The organism is Clostridium sp., assembly GCF_050717535.1.
GTDB lineage: Bacteria > Bacillota > Clostridia > Clostridiales > Clostridiaceae > Clostridium_AD.
Genome location: NZ_JBOITM010000028.1, coordinates 136,238 through 158,221, shown reverse-complemented (window position 1 = coordinate 158,221; position 21,984 = coordinate 136,238). Strand labels below are relative to the sequence as shown.

Sequence of the window (21,984 nt, the reverse complement as noted above, 5' to 3'; positions counted from 1 at the left end):
TTTCTAGATTTCTAAAAAAAGAATAGGCATTAGTAATTCTAAAGTAATAAATTAGGATTACTAGTGCTTATTCTTTTGCAATTTACCCTTTATCACCTTTAGTTCAAGATTCCTTATTTAAGACATTAAATATAGTAAACACACTACGAGTACAATTCCAAATATAAATAATGAATAAGTTAAACTATTCATGTTATACCCAATGTCTTCTATTTTCTTTTTGATATTTATCAGTTCTGACTTTTCTCCTTCAACACCAATTTTACATATATTAGCTTTAGTTCTAAATAACTCAAAAAATTTATTTCTCATTCTTTTTACAATAGATTTTCCATAATTAATTTCCACTTTGCTAATTGCTTCAATGCCATTACCTACAAAAGTTACACTATTAACTACTGCCCCATCTATAATGTCAAAAACAAATGAACTAATAAAGATGATACTTTTACCTAGTGGTTTATATATATTTTTTTCTAAACTAATCCAATTTAAAGTTGGATTCACATAATACCAATTAGTCCCTTCACCCTTTTTTAACACTTTTCTTATAAATCCCATATAAATTACTATGCCAATTAATATTACAACCATAGAACTTTTAATATTGTCAAAAGTATATAAATTCACAGCTATTGGATTTGGATTTCCAAAGGGCTTTAACGTTTTATCTAATACATGCAAAATCACATTGGGACTCAGTCCAATATAAATACTCATTAAACTAAGTGCAACCATTGGTAAAAGTGCCCTCTTACTTATCCTTGCCTTTATTTTTTCAATATCCTGATTACTTTTTTCTATAAAGACAGCTACAAATATCTTCAGTAGATAGGCTACAGTAAAACTACTACTCACTATAAACACAATTTCACATATTTTAAAAAATACTCCACCATACATGTGCTCTGCTTCAATAATTGCCTCATGCAACATAGATTTACTAGTGAATCCATTGAAGCCAGGCATACCTATAATTGATAACATACCTATTAAAAATAATATCTTTAATACATTCTTATCAATTCCAAAGCCACCAATTTTATTTATGCTTAGCTCATTTAGCCTCAAATATATGGTTCCTATGCCCATAAATAATAAGGCTTTAAAAATTCCATGATTAATAACATGATACAACGTGCCATAAATAGCTATAATTCTATTTTCTTTTAAAATTCCTATGAGTCCTATTCCAACAAGAATATAGCCAATTTGACTCATGCTACTATATGCAAGTATTCTTTTAACATTTCTCTGCATCATGGCAAGAATCCCACCAATGAACATATTAAGAAAACCTATCACAAGAATAATAATAGATATTATGAAGTCTCCACTCATAATTACTTCAATAGTTAATATAATCCCGAATATACCTGTTTTAGCTAAAACCGCTGATAAAACAACCGTAGCTGGTGTCGGTGCTGCAGTGTATGCCTTAGGAAGCCATATATGTAGTGGTACCATTCCTGCTTTTACACCAAAACCTATAATGATTAAAGTTACAATAAGGTACTTTATATTGCCTAAGATGCTTACTTTAACTCTTAACTCACTAATATCTAATGTTTGAGTAGAATTATACAACAAAAATAATCCCATAAGTAAAATAAGACCGCCAGTCACTGCCATTATAATGTATGTATTACCTGCATCATGAGAATAATCATCCTCATCGTTAATTATTAATGCATATGATGTAAATGACATGATTTCGAAGAAAGTAAATAAATTCAAAAAGTTCTCTGATATGAAAATTCCAATAGTACTTGCTAGTGTTAGCATAAAAAATAAATAATATCTATTTCTATTTTTATGATTAATTAAATACTGTGTTGAATAAAGTGTAGTTAAAAACCATATCATAGCTGTAAGACAAACGAAAATATATCTAAACATATCTAATTTCAAATGAAGACCTGTACCCATAATATTAGGTATAGATATTTCTATTGATTGTACTACAACATATTTATATAATATAGTTGTAACCAATAATACAATAGCTGTCATTACAATATTAAAGATATCCCTATATTTTTCATTAATCCTTCCTATAGCATAACCTATAAAAGAGCCAATCAATGGGAATACCAAAATGAATAGTAAATACGTAGTCGGTTTCAATGCGATACCCTCCTTTCTTAAATTACCTCTCTTGCAATCTTTTGAACAAATGTTATAAGCATATTAGGAAATATCCCAAGCAAAACAATTATCACTGTTATCATAACTATGGGTATTAACATTTTCATTGGTGCTTCTTTAACTATAGTGTTCTCACCTTTTTTGAAGAAGGCTTCAGTTATAATTGGTAGAAGGTATAGTGCCGTTAATAATGCACTAATAAGTAATATTGCAGGAAAAATCATCTTTCCCTCTTTAAGTCCGCCTTGAGCCAAATACCACTTACTAACAAACCCGTTTGTAGGAGGAATTCCAATTAATGATATAGCTGCTATACCAAAACAACCCATTGTTATTGGCATCTGTTTTCCAATACCTCTAATCTGATTAATATCTGTTTTTCCCGTAGTATACATTATCGCTCCCACACAGAAAAAAAGAACAATCTTATTTACTGCATGATTAATTAAATGAAGCAGACTTCCAACAAACGCATCTTCATTTAAGAGTACTACTCCTAATAAAACATATCCTAATTGACTAATTGTTGAGTAAGCCAATCTTTTTTTTAAATTTTCTTGATGTAATGCTAAGAACGAACCCAGTAAAATTGAAATTACTATCAGAATGCTTAAAAATATATTTACATGAAGTGCCTTAATTATTTCCGTTCCAAATATAAAATAGCTCAAACGCATAATAGCAAAGATCCCTGATTTTACAACTGCAACTGCATGGAGTAGTGCACTAACTGGTGTGGGTGCAACCATTGCTGCAGGTAACCATGAATGAAATGGCACCAGGGCCGCTTTAACTCCAAAACCCAAAAACATAGCAATATAGCTAACTATATATCTATTTCTATTAGCATCTGTCAATGCAGGCAAAATGCCATGAGCATTAAATGTTGTATCTTTCGTAACACTGAATAATAAGACCATTCCAAGCAAAACCATTGTAGCACCTACAAATGAGTATATTAGATATTTTTTCCCACTTTTTAGAGCCTGTTTTGAATCAGTATGTATTACTAAAGGGAAGGTTGATAGTGTAAGGAACTCATAAAAAGCATAAAGTGTTATAAGATTTCCTGAAAAAGCAATTCCCATTGTTACTCCTAGTGTTGCAAGAAAAAAAGTGTAAAACCTTCTTTCCTTGCCCTCATGTTTCATATATTCCATTGCATAAAAGGCAGTGAAAATCCACAAAATTGCAACTAATAGTGAAAACAATATACTTAACTTATCTATTCTAAAATAGATATCTAAAAATTCATTTATCTTTAATATATGAACTGTACTTTTACCAAACATATAAAATATACCAACTAAAAAAAACAAATTTAATATAACACCAATGCAGACAAAAATATTTCTTTTCTTTTCATCTAGTTTTATAGTTGCCATAATTATAGCCAATATAAATGGAAACAAAATAGGAATTATTATTGTGAAATTCTTCAATTTACAATCACCCCTCTACTCAAGCCCTAAAGTAATTAAATTTATAATTCCACTAGATGTGAGTCCAACAAAAACCATAGAAATCACTAGAAAAATTACAGGCATCATCTCTTTTAAGGGCTTGCTTTTAGATTTATATACTTTACCTTTTAAATTTTCTTCTCCAAAAAAACCATTTATAATAATTGGGAAATAATATACTGCATTTAATAAACTACTAAGCAAGATAACTAGGATTAAAATCATATTCCCAGCTGCTATGGAGGCTAAAGATAAGTGCCACTTACTTATAAATCCAGGAAGTACAGGAATTCCTATCATAGATAGTGCACCTAGAGAAAACAATCCTAGGGTTAAGGGCATTTCTCTGCCAATTCCCTTTAAATGTTCTAAGGTTTTATGGCCAGTTTGCTCTATCATTGATCCAACTAATAAAAATAGTGCTGATTTAGTTACGGCATGTCCAATAATATGAAATATAGCAATAGATACTCCTATATCTGTTCCAAGACCTATTCCTAAAAATATATACCCCATTTGTGCCACAGTAGAGTAAGCTATAACTCTTTTTATATTTTTTTGAAATATAGCAAAAACCGAGCCCATTATCATACCTAAACTACCTAATATCAATACAATATTTAGGACTGAATAATATTTAAGTATTTCCATTCCAAAAACTCTATATAAAATCTTAATTAAAAGCAACACAAATGCCTTTAAAACTAAAGATGATAGAATTGCACTTGAGGATGTAGGTGCACTGGAATGTGCATCTGGAAGCCAATTATGAAGTGGAAACATGGCACTCTTAACTCCCAGGCCCATAATAAATAATACTATAGAAATAAGTACTGCATTTGGATAATTCAAGTAGCAATTAATTAATACTTTATGAATGAAGTCTATATTTAAATGTCCTGTCATTGAGTACAAATAAGCAATTCCCATAAGCACAAGTCCAGACCCTAGACAACTCATAATTAAATATTTTAATGTTGCTCTTATATTTTCTTTTTTGTCTTTAACAATAATAGTTCCACAAGAAGCTAGTGTTCCTACTTCTATAAATACAAAACAGTTAAATAAATCATTAGAATATACAACTCCAAGTAATGACCCTATTAAAATGTTTATAAGTAAATAATATAAACTTACCTTGGACTGTTTAATTTCTTTTTCTATACTATAAACTGAATACCAAATTATCATAAGTGCAACAAAGGTAAAAAGGAGTCCCATCATAGCCTCTATTATTCCGATTCGAAATTCAATTCCATATGGCGCCGTAAAATGTCCAATTCTATACCAATATTCTCCCTCATTAATAACAAAAATTAAATTTACTAAGGCTAATACCATGACTATTGCCATTGATACCAGACTAATAAGCTTAACAACCTTTGTCTTTTTAATCAAAGGCATTACAAAGGCTGTAATAAACAAAACCAATATAATAACAAGTGGAAAGCTTTCAATGAATCTCAATTTAATCACTCCTCATTTTCATAATTTCATCTAGTTCAATGCTACCGTATCCTTCATAGAGTTTTAGGGTTAGTGCAAGTGCAAATGCTGTTGTACTAACTGCTACAACTATACCAGTAAGCATTAGAGCAGAAGGAACAGGATTGATATAGCTTTGAACTCCTTTATGCGCCCCTATTATAATTGGGGCATCCAGTCCTAAAACATATCCTTTAGCTATAAAAAACAAGAAAACAGCTGTATCCATTATATTCATGCCAATTATTTTTTTTATTAAATTATTGTTAAGTAGTAGTATTGCAAAACCAATTCCAAACAAAACAATTGCACCCGTCTCATAATAATTATTTATTAATCCTTCCATAATTAAATTTCTCCTCCGTCAAATAAAGTGAAAAAAAAGTATATAGTTATTGCAACAATAAGTCCTACTAATATGTTTAATGGCAATAGAAAACCACCACTGAGTATATCGCCGGGAGTTCCCAAACTTGGTTGTGGCAAGTTTAAATGATTTCCACCAGTTATAAAACTATATCCTTTTAGTACCCCATAAAACATAATTGAACCACAGAGATATATTATTAATTTTGAGTATGGCAATAATTTATCTGTAAATTTTTTTCCATAAATTATTCTATATAAGATGAAACTTGTACCTATTATTGTTCCTCCTGCAAACCCACCACCCGGGCTTAAATGTCCATAAAGAATTATATAAATTCCAAAAATCTGAATACAAGGTATTAACACTTTACTTACTTGTTTTAAAATAGTACTTTTTAAAATAGTTTCATAAGTTTCTATATCTCGCGAGTGCTTTTCCTCTTTTAAAAGCAATAAAACTAAAATTGAAGCAGTAAACAGTACACTTGACTCAACAAATGTGTCAAAGGCACGGTAATCTAAAATAATACCTGTAACAATATTCATTGCCCCAGTTTCCTTTGTTGCTTTTTCTACATAATAATGTGCAACTTCATTATTGGCAGGATTATTGAATTGTCCAAATTTCGGAAGTTCATTAACCCCCAAAAGTAGAATCATGATTAGCATTACTGTAATTCCAACAGATAAAATTTTTTTCATTTTCTTACTCCTTTAATTCTCTTTAGTGCAAGTACAAATAAAATTGTAGTAATACCCGCTCCTACTGCAGCCTCAGTTATTGCTAAATCTGGAGCATTTAGCTGTTGCCATAAAATTGTCATTATAAGGCTATAAACCATAAATACTATTATTGCACCAAGTAAACTTTTCATAGTAGAAACGGCTACAGAAGATCCTATTAAAAACATAATCATTATCATACTAAATATCTTCATATTTTTTCACCCCATTTAATTTTGAAAGGGATGTTTCCCTTACAAACTCAGCCTTTGCAATTAAGTGTGTAGCTGTTGGATTTGCTATCCACACAAATACAATAATCAATATAATTTTCAAACTAACCATGTTTAAACCTTCCAATACTACTAACGATGACAGGCATAGTGCAATCCCTAAGGTATCACATTTTGCAGCGCTATGAGCCCTTGTAAACAAATCTGGAAATCTTATAATGCCTATTGTTCCAACCATGAAAAAGAATAATCCTCCAAAGAGAAATATAGTTACAATAATATCTTTCATATTTTTTTTCCTCCTGAATTTTCAATGAATTTTGACACTAAAACAGAAGATAAAAAACTAATTAGTGCATATACTATAGCTACATCTACAAAATAAGTTTCATTTAGTAAGAATGATACTATTAAAATAAGTACGATAGTTTTAGTCCCTATAACATTTACAGCGATTAGTCTATCTGCAGCGGTGGGTCCCTTGATTGCTCTAAACATACATATAAAAATTGTAGCTGATAAAAACAATATAGAAAAAGTCAATAATTTACTCATTCATATCTTCCTCAACTTTCAAAATTATTTTTTCAAAGTCTGAATTAATTAGACCCTTTGCAAATTCCTCTTTCAAACAATGTACAGTAATATTATCTCTATCCATTGAAATAGTTAATGTTCCAGGTGTTAATGTTATTGAATTTGCAAAAATTGTTTTATGAAAATCAGTCTTTATTTTTGTATTAATTGTCACTATCTGTGGCGATATTACTAGTTTAGGACTCAAAACTATTTTCGCTACATTAAAATTTGAAACTAATATTTCTTTTATCAATATAATGGTATAAACTATCCATGGCATTATATTTTTCCTGAAATTTATTTTTGTATTGCTACACATTAAATCCTTATTTAATCTTGAAACCAACAAACTTATTATTATACCAATGCAAATAGTTTCAACTTTTGCATTTCCTGAAATAACAACCCAAAATAATAGATATAGATATATAATCCAATAATACATATTTAAAATCCTCCTAAATATTCTGCACTTTCTTTGTTATATATTTAATAGCAATAATCATGCCATCATTTCTTTATAAAAAAAGCAAGTTTATAAGCCGTTGATTTTCAACGGTTCACAAACTTGCTTTTTTTATTTAAAATAATAAATTCATACAAAATATAAATTTTTACATGAATCGTATCAAAATAATACATAAAATCGTTTTCAGCATTGGTTATATGCTCCATTTTGAAACATGTGTATCATATTAATACGTTTCTTATAATTATATAAGATGGTATTGCATACTGTATTTTGCGTTAATCGTTATTTGAGTAAAAAGTTAACATATTTATTAACTAATCTTATATTTTTCCATTTTCCTATACAAAGTGCTTCTCCCTATACCCAATACCCTAGCAGCTGCTGCTATATTATCATTTACATCCATCAAGGTTTGCATAATAGCATTTTTCTCAATTTGCTCTAATGTATATATTTGCTTCGCGCCACTTAGTTCTCCAATATTTTCCATTTCGTTTATATAGCTTGGTAAGTTCTTACTTGTAAGCACACTATTATTTTCAGCTACATTTAATACAAGTTGCATAACATTCTGTAGTTCGCGGACATTTCCTGGCCAATTATAATTAATCATACCTCCATAAAAACTTTCACTTAGTTTTTTTATATGTTTATCATTGGATTCGCAAAATTTTTCACAAAAATAATCAATAAATATCTTAATATCCTCTTTTCTTTCTCTAAGTGAAGAAATATAAATTGGCATAACATTTATTCTATAAAACAAATCACTTCGAAATTTTCCGAGTTCCACTTCTTTTTTTAAATCTTTGTTTGTGGCAGCTATGACTCTAACATTAATTGGTATAACCTCATGTCCTCCAACTCTTACTACCACACGTTCCTCTAAAACCCTAAGCAAACTTATCTGAACATCTAAAGGCATATCTCCTATCTCATCAAGGAATATCGTTCCTCCATCTGCAAGTTCAAATTTTCCTGGATGTCCTCCTCTTTTAGCTCCAGTAAAAGCACCTTCTACATACCCAAAAAGTTCACTAGAAACTAGATCACGAGGAATAGCACCACAATTTAAAAACACAAAGGGCCTATCTTTTCTTTTACTAGCATTATGTATAGCTTGTGTAAACATTTCTTTACCGGTGCCGCTCTCCCCTTGAAGAAGTATAGTATCATCAGTTTTCGCAGCAATTCCAGCAAGTTTAATTGAATGAGTTATATTTTCACTTTTCCCAAATATATCAGCAAATGTAAATCTTGCATTAGCTCCAACAATTCTATTAATCATACTTAAAACAACTTTATTTTCTTTAAAGGTTATTACCACCCCACCCAAATCCGTCGACCTAAAAAACCTTATAGGGGTAACATTGACTATACATGTTTTACTTCTACCCATTTTTGTAGTAAAGTCTGCCTCTTCCTCCTGATACTCTATTCCCTTATTTACAGCATTTACAATACCCTTCCCACTATTAGTAGATAAAACATCATCTATGTGCATATTACGAATATTTTTTTCACTATATCCTAATAAATTTCTTGCAAATCTATTCATACTAGTTATATGTCCTTTATTATCAATTCTAATAATTCCCTCAGAAATTGATTCTGTAATTTGATAAAATTGTTCATTGACTATTTTCAACTTTTTATTGGAATGCTCGAGCTTCATTTCTTTTTCTATGGCTTTTGCTGCAGCTACTACCATACCTAGCGTATGTGGATGTACAAATTCATTGTTACCTGTTATACTTAATACCCCTAAAATCTCACCCTTTTCATCTTTTATAGGACAAGCAGATGAAGTCCAATTATGGTATTCGTGTAAATAATGTTCCCCACCAAGTACTTGTATTGGCTCACCATATATTAATGAAAGCCCTATGGCATTAGTACCTATTACTTCTTCTTTTATATTATATCCATCTTGTAATATTTGAAATCTATGTTTTCGTAGTAAGCTATCCTCTCCGATATGATCTAATACATATCCATCTCGGTCAGTTAAACGAATCATAAAACCAGAATTTTGTATTAAGTTATACAATGTTTGCATAAATGATTTAGCTGTCTCGAGTAGGGGTAAAAATTCCTTATACTTCTTTTTTAAATCATCTTCAGTAAGTTCAACGGGAAAATCCTGTTTAAAGGGATCTATACCATATAATTTACTTCTTTCCCAAGACTCTGAAATAATATCACGAAGTCCATTTTGTTTTAAAATTCCCTTTGAAACAAATAATTGCCATTTTTTTATAATATCTTCATCATTATCTAGCAGCTTTTTATTTGGCAAATAAATCCTCCCCTTCAATAGAATTATGATGTAATTATATTTATTTAATTATACCTATTACTTTTTATTTTGTCTAATACTATAAAACATAAAAAACCTCTTGGCAAAACCAAGAAGTTTCAAGTGTCAAATAAACTTATAGTTTAACAACTATAAGTTAATCAGTATTTAAATTAATGTGGCAGTAACCTCCCGGATTTTTTTGCAAGTATTTTTGATGATAATCTTCAGCATCATAAAAACAAGAAAGAGGTTTTATTTCTGTAAGTATTGGTTTTTGATATTTATTTTGGATTTCATCCACTGTTTTTAATATAACATCTAAATCCTTACTATGGGAGTAAAAAATACCACTTCTATATTGAGTCCCTATATCAGGTCCTTGTCTATTAGAAACTGTGGGATCTATTATTCCCCAAAATTTATTTAATATTTTTTCAAGGGATACAATATCCTCATCATATCTTATTAAACAAGCCTCCGCATGCCCGGTGTTGCCAGCACATACCTCATCGTAAGTGGGGTTCTTCTTTGTTCCATTTGCATATCCAACCACAGTTTCAGTAATACCATTTATTCTTGACATATAAGCTTCTACACCCCAAAAACATCCTCCTGCTACAACAATAGTCTTCATAAACGCACCTCCATATTATATAAACTAGTATCTATATATTACTACAAATGCATTTTCTTTTCTAACTAATTGTAAAAAGTTATTTATAATAAGTTCATCATGTTGGTAGTTTTATAGAAATTATACGATTTCTTTCTTTTTATCTAGAAATTTAAATTCCTCTGCCACAACTTCTGTACTATATTTTTTGTTTCCATCTTTATCTATATAACTACTACTACAAAGTCTACCAGTTAAACCAATTTGGCTTCCTTTACCTAAATACTTACACATAGTTTCAGCTAATGCATTCCATACCAAAATACTTATAAAATCTGCTTCTGGTTGCGAATCCTTACGTGGTGCTCTGTCAATTGCTAATGTGAATTTAGTATAAAACCCTTTCCCATCGTTAAAATCTTTTAGTTCTAAATCTCTTGTTATTCTTCCTATTAGTGATACATTATTCATAATATCTCTCCTTTTTATTTGATTGCATTTTTAATTATTGCCACCAAAAATAACTTTTATACAAACAAATGTTTGCTTTTAAATTTATTTTTGTTGACAATAAAAACTCTCGCTATATTAAAATACATCTAATAAGGCGAGAGTTTACTTTTTACAAAATAATTATTTTCTATAATATGTAGTCATAATATGTTTTTCTATGGCTTCTTTACTTCGCGTGTCAAACGGATTATTTGACATTGCCGTTACAAATAAATATGGAAAAGTATTTTTTAAGTGCTTCATATACAAAACCCACTGACTTACACTTGCATTGTATACTCTTTTTATATCAATTTCTAAATGTTCTTTTTCATCATCACGTAGTTCTGATAAATTCCTTGAAGATAACTCATCTTCTAAATGAAAAACTGCCGTTAATAAATGAGTAAATGTTTCATGTTCCAATAAATTCGGATTTTCTAATAATCTAAGTAAAAACCCTCTTTTGCTTAATAGAAACTCATTCATTTTCTCCAAATCAATTTTGTGGAATTCAATTTCATAATTATAATTTTTGCACTTTTCTAATGCTTTTTTAAAATCTTTTTCTTCCCAATTCCGCTTAACAATAAGAAAGTTTGCTATTTCATCTAAGTATGGATCAATTAATGTACAATATTTTAAAATATTAGTTCCTACTTCATTAAAATATACCCCTATTATTAAATTAAGTTTTTCTATTAGGCCTTGCCGTTCTCTTATTTTAATAACTCCATCAACAACTAATGATACCAATAAAACTTCAATAGGTATAAATGCCAAGTCCCCTACAAGATATATAAATATATGATGTGCATCTCTAAAAATAAAATAGTGAAAAGAATATAATAATACTGATGAAAGTATTAATAATATAGCAAATTTCACACGCCAATCGGATTTCTTCATGTTTGTCTCCCTTTGAATTTAATCTAATATGTATAATACTTTACTTTAAATTATTTATGAATTTTCATAATAAAATATTGAAGCCTTTACCATTTTAGATTCTTCTTTACATCTACTATTAATTTTAAACTCTGAAGTAGTTTCTTTCCCTGTTCTAGTTACCATTATTAAGTCACCTTTACTCAACCCTGTTTTTTTCTTTAATCCAGTATCTATCTCTATATAACCTTGAACAATATAAAATGCTTCTGTGATTTGAGAAAACGCTTTAGCATCGTTCGCATTACTGTATAATAATATATCTTTGTGCTCTCCACTATTAAAAGAAATAGCTTCTAATTCACCCTTGTAACCTTGTGCCAGCATCAAATTAAAATCTGTAACTTTACCAAAGCTTGTTGTCGTCCAGTCTCCACTAAAAGTATCCTGCTGCAATGCTTTTAACGCAGCCTTGTGATGTCCTTCATGTTCAAGAAACAGTTCTCCCTCAAGTACCATAATGTGCCTAGAAATTCCTGGTAAAGAAGTAAATATAGATTTTTCTACTTCAACCTTTGCAGAACTAAGTCTCCATTTGAATTTACGTTCACTATATAGTGAATTCTCAGGGTAAATATAGAGCTGTGTTGTTGTACCCCCAGACCATTCACTTGTTTTATGTTGATTTTCTTTAATTATTTTAATATTATAAGACATTTATATGCCCCCCTAAAGATTAAATATTATAGATTAATAGTAAAAATAATACGAACTAAGTATATACTCAGCACTATACTTGTCACATAATTTTTTCAAATAAAGCTTAACCTTTTCTTTATGTTCCATATCCAAGAGAAGTTTTTTAAAATGCATTTGTTCTCTATCCGTAGCATTATTTTTCACATAACCCCAAACATGTTCTGCCGTATTTATAAAACTTCCATCTTCTACACCAAGATTCATTATTTCATCTATGTACTCATAGAAATACTGAATACTGCATTTCTCTTTTACCATTCTACTACACTCTTTATAATATTTATAATTTATTTCCATTAGTAGATATTTATATTTTGCCCACTGCCTTTCTACAATTACATGTTTTAATATTTTATTCATGTTACTAACTATAAGATTGCATTTTATAGCCGATATATCCTTATCTTTTACTTCTAACATAATATCAAGATTAAATTCTTTAACTTCTTCATAGTATTTTAGAAATTCTTTAACCATTATAGTCTTTGAGTGAGCTCCTAAATGTTTACATAAATCTTGTTGACTATAATGGACTTTTGGACTGCCATCTTCTTTTTTCCATGTTTTAACTACCTTACTCATTATTTTTTTTATAGACATCTCTATTTCATGATTACACTCATGGTGAAGGTTATCAAATATCACTGGTATATTAATTTTACCACTTATAAAAAGTAAATCATTAATATTGAATGTTCTATCATCATTTTCAATTACAAGCCTATTCTTTACTGAAGCTGATAATCTTTTGAAATTTTCAATAAACCTATTCATAGCAAGATCCTTATCTCCATAACCGCCACCAATATGGAGTATTATCTTATTGCTTGAATCTACACCCAAATCATCAAGGAATCTAGAATGATATTCTAGATCCTTAATTGCTTTTTCAACAATATCTTCTTTTTCTGCATTTAGGACTGTATATTGTCCTGGGTGCATAGAAACCCTCATACTACATTTTTTTATAAATTCTCCTATCTCTTTTAATTCACTCTCAAAATATTTATGCCAGTTAACTTCATTAATGCTATGACTTCCCAGTGGAATTATGTCTGAGCTTATCCTAAACAATTTTATGCTATATTTCTCATTATTTTCGAGTATTTCCCTTAAATCTATTAAATTTTGCTCCACAACTTCTAAAAACATTTTTTCAGAAAAATTTTTTAGAGTCAGCCTTCTATTTGTTCTTGCATTTACAGTAAGTGGTATACATGCATATCCAATTTTCATATTTTCCTCCTGCTCCTATATATTCTTCATCTAATAGTCACTACTTAGTATCCATTTTAACAGCTATTAGACCTTCTTAATCATCCAAAACTGATTAACAGGTATAATGGCCACCCAATGTTATTGGTTATCCATATAGCCATATTTAGCATAATGCTAACTATAACTAAACCATCTGAAAATCTACCATGTATATAAAATCTATTTTTTAGATTTTAAGATTCAATAACGTTTAGAGTACATCTATTAGATCTCCAGCATTGTCTTTCAACTTTTCCACTGAATGAATATATCTATTTGTAGTAGCTAAATTTTTATGTGCAGCAAAATCTCTCACTTTCTCCACAGTGGCCCCTGCCAGTATTGCAAGTGTAATAGCTGTATGCCTAGTAGAATGAACTTGCAGGTTTTTATCTATACCTGCATTTTTACATACCTTTTTTATCATATAATTTAATGTACTTGCATTTAGTTTTTCTTTATTATTTCCATTGGTTGAATGTCCAATAAATAAATATTCCTCTCCACTAGTTAGCTTATTCCTTTTAGTAATCACTATATATTTATTAATCATAGCCAGAACCTCTTTTTGAAGTTTTACTATATCCTCTTTACCACCTTTTCTCCTTACTTTTACAACATCATAACCAGTGTATGTAGTAATATGTTTTATCTTAATATTTATGATTTCTGATTTTCTTAAAGCAGTGGTTAAAGCAAGTGCCAATATAGTCTTATTTCTATGTCCTAGTATCGTTGATGTGTCTATGCTTTTTAATAAAACCACACACTCTTCTTTTGTTAAAAACTCAGTTTCTTTGTTATTTATAACTGGTTTCTCTTCTTTTAGATTTCCAAAAGGATTATATTTAATTATATGAATATCTGTAGAATTATCTTGGTATTTTAATAACCACCTATAAAGTGCACTTAATGAGGATATTTTTCTATTTATAGTCGCAGAGGACATATTCTTATCCATTAATCTTATTATATAGTTTTGCGAATGTAATATAGATACCTTCTTGATATCTTCTAGAGTAATATCAGAAATAGAGTTAACACAAAAAAAATCTTTTATATCACATTCATAACTTTTAGCAGTATAAATACTTTTTCTAGATTTAATCTCAAGAAAATACCTTATAAAGTTTTTATCATTTAAAATCACATTTGAATTAGAGTTGAATTCTATAAGTTTATTTAACATATAATCTCCTTTAATAATTTCAATTCATGTAAATTTTAAAAAGCTGCAAACCTTAAGTTAGCAGCTTTTTAAAATTTACAGGCTACAAGACCTCTTCATAAATATCCATAAAATCTTTGACTTGTTATTTTTTTAGATGAACAATTATTCTTCTAAAGAATTAATAAGGTTTACTATTCCTTCTAAGGCTAATTTTTCATCGTCGCCATTAACTGTAACGTTTACAATGCTATTAGAACCAACTCCTAGAGATAAAATACCTATTAAGCTTTTAACATTTGCCCTTTTACCCATATACTCTATACCTATATCTGATTTGAAAGAAGCTGCCTTTCTTACTAATAATGTAGCTGGTCTTGCATGCAGTCCCTTAGAATTATTAACCATAACCTCTTTTGATACCAATTCCCTCACCTCAATAGTTTAATATTAGAATGAATTAACATGCAAAAATTTTCTATTAACTCATTCTAATATAATATCATTAAAAACTATGTAAATCAATTTTATATGGTTTCAACAAACCTTGCTATTCTATCAATTCCATTTTTTATATTTTCCATTGAAGTAGCATAGGATAGTCTGATAAAGTTATCTACTCCGAATGCAATGCCCGGTATGACTGCAACTTTTTCATTTTTAAGTAACAAATCTGAAAAGTTAATTGAACCTTTTATAACTTCTCCCTGGATTGATTTATTTAAAACCTTAGATATATTTACCATAACATAAAAAGCGCCTTCAGGTTTCACGCAAGATAAATTATTAATGTTATTAATTCTTTCTACCATATAATCTCGCCTTAGCTTAAATTGTTGGACCATTTTGCGTACATCATCCTGCTGCCCATTTAAAGCTTCAACTGAGGCATATTGAGCAATTGAACTAGGATTTGATGTAGTATGGCTCTGGATGTTAGACATTAGTGATACTATTTCTATGCTACCAGCCGCATACCCTATTCTCCATCCAGTCATAGCATAAGCTTTAGAAACACCATTAATCACAATAGTTCTATTATAAGCATCCTCTGAAAGACTTGCTATACTAATATGAGCATTACTTCCATATAATAATTTCTCATATATTTCATCTGAGATTATTATTAAATTGTTTATTTTCGCAAAACTTGCAATTTCCATAAGTTCTTTCTTTGTATACACCGTTCCTGTAGGGTTATTTGGACTATTTAATACTATGGCTTTGCATTTGGATGTTAATGCTTTATTAAGGTTTTCAATTGTCAATTTGAATTTATGTATTTCTTCGGTTTGTACATATACTGGTTCTCCATCTGCCAATTTAACGAGTTCTGGATAACTAACCCAATATGGGACTCCAATTAAAACCTCATCTCCTGAATTTAAGATAGCTTGAAAAACGTTAGCTAAACATTGTTTTGCTCCAGTTGAAACTATAATTTGCGATGGTATGTAATTCAAGTTATTTTCGCTGTCTAATTTATGAATTATTGCCTGTTTTAACTCTATAATTCCTGATGAAGCTGTATATTTAGTCTTTCCTTCTTGAATAGCTCTTACGGCAGCATCTTGAATATTTTTGGGTGTATTAAAATCAGGTTCACCAGCCCCAAATCCTATAACATCTATTCCATCAGCTTTCATCTTTTTCGCTTTTGCAGTTATATCTAGTGTTAAAGATGGTGATATTTGTTTCGCTTTTTCAGATAATATCATTGTTTTACCCCCAATGTCTTTATTATTTTATATTTAATATGAATCTAATTTATCTAATTCAATTGATCTATAGCCTTCATTTTTATCAAAAATGATGTCTATATTTCAGATGTTACCAATATATCATTTTTTTTTTATAATGTAAATACCCGGTGTTTTGCTATAAATAAAAAAAATCTTCTTAAAATTTGGATATTCTCTAAATTTTAAGAAGATTTAATATTATGTTGGTTTATTTAGCATAATCTATAGCCCTTGTTTCTCTGATTACATTCACTTTAATTTGACCTGGATATTCTAGTTCATTTTCGATTCTTTTAACTAGGTTTCTAGCCATCTCAATAGCTCCTGCATCATCAATTATTTCTGGTTTAATCATAATTCGAACTTCTCTTCCAGCTTGAATAGCATATGACTTTTCCACACCTTCATATGAATTTGCAATTTCTTCTAATTTTTCTAATCTTTTAATATAAGCTTCCAAAGTCTCTCTTCTTGCACCTGGTCTTGCAGCAGATATAGCATCTGCCGCTTGAACTAGTATCGCTTCTAGAGATTGCAGTTCAACGTCGCCATGATGTGCTGCAATAGCATTTACTACTATAGTTGATTCATGGTGCTTCTTAGCTATTTCTGCGCCTATAAGTGCATGTGGTCCTTCAACCTCATGATCTACAGCTTTACCTATATCATGGAGCAATCCGCACCTCTTAGCCAGGGTTGGATCAATTCCAAGTTCTGAGGCCATAAGTCCAGCTAAATATGAAACTTCTATAGAATGCTTTAATACATTTTGACCATAACTTGTTCTGTATTTAAGTCTTCCAAGCAATCTAATAATTTCTGAATGAAGACCATGCACTCCTGTTTCAAAAGTAGCTTGTTCTCCTTCTTCTCTTATATCGCTTTCAACTTCTTTTTTAGCTTTTTCTACCATTTCTTCGATTCTAGCAGGATGAATTCTTCCATCCACTATTAGTTTTTCAAGTGCTATTCTAGCAACTTCTCGCCTTATAGGATCAAATGCTGAAAGAATTACTGCTTCAGGTGTATCATCTATTATTAAATCTACTCCTGTAAGTGTTTCTAGAGTACGAATATTTCTACCCTCTCTACCTATTATTCTTCCTTTCATCTCATCATTAGGAAGAGAAACCACATGAACTGTTGTTTCTGCAACATGATCAGCTGCACACCTTTGAATAGCATAAGTAATAATTTCTCTTGCTTTTTTATCGGCTTCTTCTTTAGCCTTGGTTTCAATTTCTTTTATCATAATTGCTGCATCGTGTTTAATTTCTTTTCTAATTTCATCTAACAAAACTTGTTTCGCTTCGTCAGCTGTAAGTCCTGACAGTCTTTCCAATTCTTCCCTTTGTTTTGTGTGTAAATCTTGAACACTTGCTTCTAGCATCTCAATTTCTTGTTGTTTTTTAGTAATATTTTCTTCTTTTCTCTCTAGCACGTCACTTTTTTTATCTAAAGATTCTTCTCTTTGGATATTTCTTCGCTCTAACCTTTGAACTTCATTACGTCTTTCTCTTGATTCTTTTTCTAAATCAGTTCTAAGTCTGTGAACCTCTTCTTTAGCTTCTAAAATAGCTTCTTTCTTTTTTGATTCCGCTTCTTTTGAACTTTCATCAAGAATTCTTTTAGCTTCTTTTTCTGCCTCAGAAATATTTGCTTGAGATCTATTTTTCCTACTATAAATTGCAACAAAAATACCCACGATAATAACAACCAAAATAGCGCAAACTACTAAGATCATTACCAAACTATTTTTATCCATTGATTATCAACACCTCCCTTGCTTATTTCAAATCTATTTAAGAGTAAACATGAAAGCTAGAGAAGGTGTAATTTTTATTCAATTGGTAGCAATTTGAATATGCTAAACCAGTATTTGTATTTATCTTATATTACTTTTCAATTAATGTCAAGATTTTAACATTTAAATGTGCAATTTACCTTTTATTATTACATAATGATTGCTCTAGTTCCTAGTATATTCCAGTATAAATGTATCTATTTCACACTATATTAATAATATATCTTAGTTAAACTTATAATATACAGTTTTACCTACAAAATCTCATAAAATTAATAATTAATTAAAGATAAAAGCAAGTATGAACTTGCTTTTATGCTTCTTTTTTATTTGCTTCTTTTGCTTCTTTTATTTCTTTTGCTTGTTTTGCTTCTTTTTTATCAATTATTGGAACTTTGGATAATGGCAGATTATATTTTGCCCTAATTTTATTTTCTATTTCTACCATAACTAGAGGATTATCTTTAAAATACTGTTTTGCATTTTCTCTTCCTTGTCCAAGACGTATATCGCCATATGCAAACCATGCTCCACTCTTTTGTACAATCTCTTCTTTAACACCAATATCCAAAACATCTCCCTCTGTAGATATTCCTTCACCGTACATAATATCAAATTCAGCTTGCTTAAATGGGGGCGCAACTTTATTTTTAACTATTTTTATTCTTGTTCTATTACCCATAAATTGATCACCTTGTTTAATTGTATCAATTTTTCTAATGTCCAATCTAACAGAAGCATAGAATTTCAATGCTCTACCACCAGGAGTTACTTCTGGATTTCCGAACATTATTCCAACTTTTTCTCTTAATTGGTTTATGAACACAAGAACACATTTTGATTTATTTATAGATCCAGCAAGTTTTCTTAGTGCTTGTGACATAAGTCTTGCTTGTAGTCCTACATGAGAGTCTCCCATTTCGCCTTCAATTTCAGCTTTAGGTACCAATGCAGCTACTGAATCCACAACAATAACATCAATGGCTCCTGAGCGAACTAAGGCCTCTGTAATCTCTAAAGCCTGCTCGCCAGTATCTGGTTGGGAAACTATTAAATCATCTATATTAATTCCTAGTGCTTTAGCATAAATAGGATCCAGTGCATGTTCTACATCTATAAATGCAGCTGTGCCCCCTTCTTTCTGTGCTTCTGCAACTATATGCAGTGCAACTGTAGTTTTACCTGAAGATTCTGGTCCAAAAATTTCCATCATTCTTCCCCTTGGCACACCACCTATACCAAGTCCTATGTCTAGTCCTAAACATCCCGTAGATATAGCATCTATATTTAATGTACTATTATCTCCAAGTTTCATTATAGAACCTTTACCAAATTGCTTCTCTATTTGACCCATAGCTGCTTCTAGTGCTTTTAATTTTTCATTATTCATAAATTTCCCCTTTGGGTTCACCATCCTTTTAGTTACGAACATTTGTTCTATATTAAGTATACACTATTTATTTTGCATGGTCAACACACAAAATAAAGGATCCCACCTTTTCCTTCTCTTGGAATGTTGCTCCTAAAATATTATGCCAGGAAATATTTTGGCAGAAACCCTTTTATTTGTATTATTAACAAACTATAATAATTTAATCACCTATCAACTCTAATTGAATCTTTATTTTTCACAAAATAGTCAACACCTGATATTATAGTAATAATTACGGCTGCTGCCATAAATATATTAGTTAAATTGCTTAGAATTGGATTTAAAGTTGGACTCAAATCTTTTAAATTATATAACAAGGCTATAATTATTGCTATTATTTGAATAACAGTTTTTATTTTACCCCACCAGCTAGCCGCAATTACTTTTCCTTCTGCAGCCGCTATTGTTCTAAGACCAGAAACTGCAAATTCTCTAGCAATTATAATCATAGCTATCCAACTAGGTATAATGTGAAGTTCTACCAATGAAACAAGTGCAGCAGTTACCAATAGTTTATCCGCTAGTGGATCCATAAATTTACCGAAATTAGTTACTTGGTTTCTACTTCTAGCTATATAACCATCCAATTTATCTGTAAGAGAAGCCAATATAAATATAACAGTAGCCAGTTCTTTTCCATAAGGGATTCCTTTAACTACCATAAACACTAAAAATATTGGAACTAGAAAAATTCGGATCATTGTAAGTTTATTCGCAAGATTCATTGCACACAACTCCTATTAAATCATATTCTAAAGCTTTAATAACCTTCACCATAACAAATTCTCCCTTATTATAAACCTCATCAGATTCGAAGAAAATAGTTCCATCAACTTCTGGTGCCATTTCATAACTTCTACCAAAATATGTTTTATTGTCAACACCTTCTACTAAAATCTTGTATATCTTTCCTATTTTTTTACTGTTCAGTTCTTTTGATATACCTTGTTGTATAATCATCAATTCTTCTTCACGTTTTACTTTTATTTCTTGAGGAATTTGATTTGTCATTTCTGCAGCTACAGTACCCTCTTCCATTGAGTACTTAAATACTCCCAACTTATCAAACTTAGTTTCCACAATAAACTGCTTTAATTCTTCAAAATTCTCATCTGTTTCCCCTGGAAACCCAACAATCAATGTAGTTCTAAGGTTTAATCCCACAATGCTTGTTCTCATCTTATTTATATTTTCTGTTATAATATTCTTTCTTCCTTTTCTTCTCATGGATTTAAGAATATCATCACTTATATGTTGAATTGGTATATCTACATATTTGCAAACTTTATCATTTGTTGATATTTCATTAATAATTTCATCCGTCATTTCTTCTGCATAACAATAAAGCACTCTAATCCACTGGATTCCATTTATTTTAGAAATTTCTCTTATCAACTTGTGCAGGGTTTTTTCACCATATAAATCAATTCCATATCTAGTAGTATCTTGTGCAACTAAAATGATTTCCTTACAACCCTGCTGACCTAGTCCCTTAGCCTCTTGTAATATATTTTCCATCTTTCTACTTCTATATTTTCCTCTTATAATTGGAATTGCACAATACGCACAAGCATTATCACAGCCCTCAGATATTCTAATATAAGCAGAATAGGCTCCGGTAGTTAAAACCCTTTTACCTTCATTAATATTCTCATCACTATAACTACAATGTTGTACTTTGTTATTTTTCAAAAGCACCTCTTCTACACTACTTAATAACTTGTTATAATCGTTAACTCCAAGCATTATATCAAGTTCTGGCATAAGCTCAAACAGTTCCGCACCATAACGCTGAGTTAAGCAACCCGTCGCAATTAATACTGTACACTTATATTTCTTTTTGTATTCTGACATTTCTAGAATAGTGTCTATTGATTCTTGTTTTGAAGATTCTATAAATCCACAAGTATTCACTAAAATAATATTCGCAAGTTTAGGATCATTTGTCATATCATATTTTTCACTTAAACTGCCTATTATAATCTCACTATCAATTCTATTTTTATCGCAACCTAAATTTATAACTCCAACTTTTAATTTTTCCACCAGTCATCC

General features: G+C 30.1%; 22 protein-coding genes. All 22 read right to left on the bottom strand.

Features of this window, described 5'->3' with window-relative positions:
* Window positions 1-117: 117 nt before the first annotated feature.
* Window positions 118-2,127 (bottom strand): complex I subunit 5 family protein, encoded by a 2,010-nt coding sequence (locus ACREVU_RS05585; protein ID WP_431550625.1) that lies wholly within the window; start codon window positions 2,125-2,127, stop codon window positions 118-120.
* 17 nt (window positions 2,128-2,144) lie between these two features.
* Complete coding sequence (locus tag ACREVU_RS05580) at window positions 2,145-3,590, bottom strand: proton-conducting transporter transmembrane domain-containing protein (RefSeq protein ID WP_431550624.1); 1,446 nt, start codon at window positions 3,588-3,590, stop codon at window positions 2,145-2,147.
* A gap of 15 nt (window positions 3,591-3,605) precedes the next feature.
* On the bottom strand, window positions 3,606-5,078 hold the full coding sequence (locus ACREVU_RS05575; RefSeq protein ID WP_431550623.1) for a complex I subunit 5 family protein: 1,473 nt from the start codon (window positions 5,076-5,078) through the stop codon (window positions 3,606-3,608).
* Window position 5,079: 1 nt separating this feature from the next.
* Entirely contained in the window at window positions 5,080-5,442 is a 363-nt protein-coding gene (locus ACREVU_RS05570) for a sodium:proton antiporter (protein ID WP_431550622.1), read from the bottom strand.
* A gap of 2 nt (window positions 5,443-5,444) precedes the next feature.
* The gene (gene mbhE / locus ACREVU_RS05565; protein WP_431550621.1) at window positions 5,445-6,167 is read right to left on the bottom strand and encodes a hydrogen gas-evolving membrane-bound hydrogenase subunit E; all 723 of its coding nucleotides are present in this window, start codon (window positions 6,165-6,167) and stop codon (window positions 5,445-5,447) included.
* The gene (locus tag ACREVU_RS05560) at window positions 6,164-6,403 is read right to left on the bottom strand and encodes a hydrogenase subunit MbhD domain-containing protein (protein WP_431550620.1); all 240 of its coding nucleotides are present in this window, start codon (window positions 6,401-6,403) and stop codon (window positions 6,164-6,166) included. Before ACREVU_RS05560 ends, mbhE begins: the two co-directional genes overlap by 4 nt.
* Window positions 6,390-6,710: a monovalent cation/H(+) antiporter subunit G gene (gene mnhG / locus ACREVU_RS05555; RefSeq protein ID WP_431550619.1), complete on the bottom strand. Its 321-nt coding sequence runs from the start codon at window positions 6,708-6,710 to the stop codon at window positions 6,390-6,392. The genes ACREVU_RS05560 and mnhG overlap by 14 nt, the downstream gene beginning before the upstream one ends.
* Window positions 6,707-6,976: an MrpF/PhaF family protein gene (locus ACREVU_RS05550; protein ID WP_431550618.1), complete on the bottom strand. Its 270-nt coding sequence runs from the start codon at window positions 6,974-6,976 to the stop codon at window positions 6,707-6,709. The genes mnhG and ACREVU_RS05550 overlap by 4 nt, the downstream gene beginning before the upstream one ends.
* Window positions 6,969-7,445: a Na+/H+ antiporter subunit E gene (locus tag ACREVU_RS05545; protein ID WP_431550617.1), complete on the bottom strand. Its 477-nt coding sequence runs from the start codon at window positions 7,443-7,445 to the stop codon at window positions 6,969-6,971. Before ACREVU_RS05545 ends, ACREVU_RS05550 begins: the two co-directional genes overlap by 8 nt.
* A 337-nt stretch (window positions 7,446-7,782) precedes the next feature.
* The gene (locus ACREVU_RS05540) at window positions 7,783-9,771 is read right to left on the bottom strand and encodes a sigma-54-dependent Fis family transcriptional regulator (RefSeq protein WP_431550616.1); all 1,989 of its coding nucleotides are present in this window, start codon (window positions 9,769-9,771) and stop codon (window positions 7,783-7,785) included.
* Window positions 9,772-9,928: 157 nt separating this feature from the next.
* Window positions 9,929-10,408: a peptide-methionine (S)-S-oxide reductase MsrA gene (gene msrA, locus ACREVU_RS05535; protein WP_431550615.1), complete on the bottom strand. Its 480-nt coding sequence runs from the start codon at window positions 10,406-10,408 to the stop codon at window positions 9,929-9,931.
* 120 nt (window positions 10,409-10,528) lie between these two features.
* Entirely contained in the window at window positions 10,529-10,858 is a 330-nt protein-coding gene (locus ACREVU_RS05530; RefSeq protein ID WP_431550614.1) for a single-stranded DNA-binding protein, read from the bottom strand.
* Between the two features lie 162 nt (window positions 10,859-11,020).
* Complete coding sequence (locus tag ACREVU_RS05525; RefSeq protein WP_431550613.1) at window positions 11,021-11,788, bottom strand: MJ1433 family protein; 768 nt, start codon at window positions 11,786-11,788, stop codon at window positions 11,021-11,023.
* A gap of 54 nt (window positions 11,789-11,842) precedes the next feature.
* Complete coding sequence (locus ACREVU_RS05520) at window positions 11,843-12,484, bottom strand: HutD/Ves family protein (protein ID WP_431550612.1); 642 nt, start codon at window positions 12,482-12,484, stop codon at window positions 11,843-11,845.
* Window positions 12,485-12,517: 33 nt separating this feature from the next.
* On the bottom strand, window positions 12,518-13,762 hold the full coding sequence (gene uvsE, locus ACREVU_RS05515; RefSeq protein WP_431550611.1) for a UV DNA damage repair endonuclease UvsE: 1,245 nt from the start codon (window positions 13,760-13,762) through the stop codon (window positions 12,518-12,520).
* 232 nt (window positions 13,763-13,994) lie between these two features.
* Entirely contained in the window at window positions 13,995-14,972 is a 978-nt protein-coding gene (locus ACREVU_RS05510; protein WP_431550610.1) for a tyrosine-type recombinase/integrase, read from the bottom strand.
* Window positions 14,973-15,116: 144 nt separating this feature from the next.
* A complete protein-coding gene (locus ACREVU_RS05505) occupies window positions 15,117-15,377 on the bottom strand; it encodes an HPr family phosphocarrier protein (RefSeq protein WP_431550609.1) in 261 nt (86 codons plus the stop codon).
* A 101-nt stretch (window positions 15,378-15,478) separates the two neighbouring features.
* Entirely contained in the window at window positions 15,479-16,669 is a 1,191-nt protein-coding gene (locus tag ACREVU_RS05500; protein WP_431550608.1) for a pyridoxal phosphate-dependent aminotransferase, read from the bottom strand.
* Window positions 16,670-16,901: 232 nt separating this feature from the next.
* A complete protein-coding gene (rny, locus tag ACREVU_RS05495) occupies window positions 16,902-18,437 on the bottom strand; it encodes a ribonuclease Y (RefSeq protein ID WP_431550669.1) in 1,536 nt (511 codons plus the stop codon).
* 373 nt (window positions 18,438-18,810) lie between these two features.
* A complete protein-coding gene (gene recA, locus ACREVU_RS05490) occupies window positions 18,811-19,887 on the bottom strand; it encodes a recombinase RecA (RefSeq protein WP_431550607.1) in 1,077 nt (358 codons plus the stop codon).
* A 206-nt stretch (window positions 19,888-20,093) separates the two neighbouring features.
* Complete coding sequence (pgsA, locus tag ACREVU_RS05485; protein ID WP_431550606.1) at window positions 20,094-20,654, bottom strand: CDP-diacylglycerol--glycerol-3-phosphate 3-phosphatidyltransferase; 561 nt, start codon at window positions 20,652-20,654, stop codon at window positions 20,094-20,096.
* Window positions 20,638-21,975 (bottom strand): 30S ribosomal protein S12 methylthiotransferase RimO, encoded by a 1,338-nt coding sequence (gene rimO / locus ACREVU_RS05480; RefSeq protein ID WP_431550605.1) that lies wholly within the window; start codon window positions 21,973-21,975, stop codon window positions 20,638-20,640. Before rimO ends, pgsA begins: the two co-directional genes overlap by 17 nt.
* Window positions 21,976-21,984 lie beyond the last annotated feature (9 nt).